Below are 2,942 nucleotides of genomic sequence, written 5' to 3' on the forward strand. Positions count from 1 at the left end.
GCCAAAACATCTTCGGCGTTGTAAGGTTAAGCCTCACGGTTCATTAGTACCGGTTAGCTCAACGCATCGCTGCGCTTACACACCCGGCCTATCAACGTCGTCGTCTTCAACGTTCCTTCAGGAGACTTATAGTCTCAGGGAGAACTCATCTCGGGGCAAGTTTCGTGCTTAGATGCTTTCAGCACTTATCTCTTCCGCATTTAGCTACCGGGCAGTGCCATTGGCATGACAACCCGAACACCAGTGATGCGTCCACTCCGGTCCTCTCGTACTAGGAGCAGCCCCCCTCAATTCTCCAGCGCCCACGGCAGATAGGGACCGAACTGTCTCACGACGTTCTAAACCCAGCTCGCGTACCACTTTAAATGGCGAACAGCCATACCCTTGGGACCTACTTCAGCCCCAGGATGTGATGAGCCGACATCGAGGTGCCAAACACCGCCGTCGATATGAACTCTTGGGCGGTATCAGCCTGTTATCCCCGGAGTACCTTTTATCCGTTGAGCGATGGCCCTTCCATTCAGAACCACCGGATCACTATGACCTGCTTTCGCACCTGCTCGCGCCGTCACGCTCGCAGTCAAGCTAGCTTATGCCATTGCACTAACCTCCTGATGTCCGACCAGGATTAGCTAACCTTCGTGCTCCTCCGTTACGCTTTGGGAGGAGACCGCCCCAGTCAAACTACCCACCAGACACTGTCCGCAACCCCGATAAGGGGCCAACGTTAGAACATCAAACATTAAAGGGTGGTATTTCAAGGTTGGCTCCACGCAGACTGGCGTCCACGCTTCAAAGCCTCCCACCTATCCTACACATCAAGGCTCAATGTTCAGTGTCAAGCTATAGTAAAGGTTCACGGGGTCTTTCCGTCTTGCCGCGGGTACACTGCATCTTCACAGCGAGTTCAATTTCACTGAGTCTCGGGTGGAGACAGCCTGGCCATCATTACGCCATTCGTGCAGGTCGGAACTTACCCGACAAGGAATTTCGCTACCTTAGGACCGTTATAGTTACGGCCGCCGTTTACCGGGGCTTCGATCAAGAGCTTCTCCTTACGGATAACCCCATCAATTAACCTTCCGGCACCGGGCAGGCGTCACACCGTATACGTCCACTTTCGTGTTTGCACAGTGCTGTGTTTTTAATAAACAGTTGCAGCCAGCTGGTATCTTCGACTGGTCTCAGCTCCGTCCGCAGGGACTTCACCTACACACCAGCGTGCCTTCTCCCGAAGTTACGGCACCATTTTGCCTAGTTCCTTCACCCGAGTTCTCTCAAGCGCCTTGGTATTCTCTACCTGACCACCTGTGTCGGTTTGGGGTACGATTTGATGTTACCTGATGCTTAGAGGCTTTTCCTGGAAGCAGGGCATCTGTCACTTCAGTACCGTGGTACCTCGTCATCACACCTCAGCCTTGATTATCCGGATTTGCCTGGATAACCAGCCTACATGCTTAAACCGGGACAACCGTCGCCCGGATGACATAGCCTTCTCCGTCCCCCCTTCGCAGTAACACCAAGTACAGGAATATTAACCTGTTTCCCATCGACTACGCCTTTCGGCCTCGCCTTAGGGGTCGACTCACCCTGCCCCGATTAACGTTGGACAGGAACCCTTGGTCTTCCGGCGAGCGGGCTTTTCACCCGCTTTATCGTTACTTATGTCAGCATTCGCACTTCTGATACCTCCAGCAGCCCTCACAGGCCACCTTCACAGGCTTACAGAACGCTCCCCTACCCAACAACACATAGTGTCGCTGCCGCAGCTTCGGTGCATGGTTTAGCCCCGTTACATCTTCCGCGCAGGCCGACTCGACCAGTGAGCTATTACGCTTTCTTTAAATGATGGCTGCTTCTAAGCCAACATCCTGGCTGTCTGGGCCTTCCCACATCGTTTCCCACTTAACCATGACTTTGGGACCTTAGCTGGCGGTCTGGGTTGTTTCCCTCTTCACGACGGACGTTAGCACCCGCCGTGTGTCTCCCGTGATAACATTCTTCGGTATTCGTAGTTTGCATCGGGTTGGTAAGTCGGGATGACCCCCTAGCCGAAACAGTGCTCTACCCCCGAAGATGAGTTCACGAGGCGCTACCTAAATAGCTTTCGGGGAGAACCAGCTATCTCCCGGTTTGATTGGCCTTTCACCCCCAGCCACAAGTCATCCGCTAATTTTTCAACATTAGTCGGTTCGGTCCTCCAGTTAGTGTTACCCAACCTTCAACCTGCCCATGGCTAGATCACCGGGTTTCGGGTCTATACCCTGCAACTTAACGCCCAGTTAAGACTCGGTTTCCCTGCGGCTCCCCTATACGGTTAACCTTGCTACAGAATATAAGTCGCTGACCCATTATACAAAAGGTACGCAGTCACCCCATAAAGAGGCTCCCACTGCTTGTACGTACACGGTTTCAGGTTCTTTTTCACTCCCCTCGCCGGGGTTCTTTTCGCCTTTCCCTCACGGTACTGGTTCACTATCGGTCAGTCAGGAGTATTTAGCCTTGGAGGATGGTCCCCCCATATTCAGACAGGATACCACGTGTCCCGCCCTACTCTTCGAGTTCACAGCCTGTGCATTTTGGTGTACGGGACTATCACCCTGTACCGTCGGACTTTCCAGACCGTTCCACTAACACACAAGCTGATTCAGACTCTGGGCTGCTCCCCGTTCGCTCGCCGCTACTGGGGGAATCTCGGTTGATTTCTTTTCCTCGGGGTACTTAGATGTTTCAGTTCCCCCGGTTCGCCTCGTTAACCTATGTATTCAGTTAACGATAGTGTGACGAATCACACTGGGTTTCCCCATTCGGACATCGCCGGCTGTAACGGTTCATATCACCTTACCGACGCTTTTCGCAGATTAGCACGTCCTTCATCGCCTCTGACTGCCAGGGCATCCACCGTGTACGCTTAGTCGCTTAACCTCACAACCCGAAGATGT

Annotated in this window: 1 rRNA gene; it reads right to left on the reverse strand. The window is 53.2% G+C overall.

From position 1 onward, the window contains the following. Positions 1-22: 22 nt before the first annotated feature. Positions 23-2,925, reverse strand: a 23S ribosomal RNA gene (locus ACKLKD_RS27665). Between the last annotated feature and the right edge of the window lie 17 nt (positions 2,926-2,942).

This window comes from Klebsiella sp. 10982, assembly GCF_048589245.1.
In the GTDB taxonomy this organism is placed as follows: Bacteria; Pseudomonadota; Gammaproteobacteria; order Enterobacterales; family Enterobacteriaceae; genus Klebsiella; species Klebsiella quasivariicola.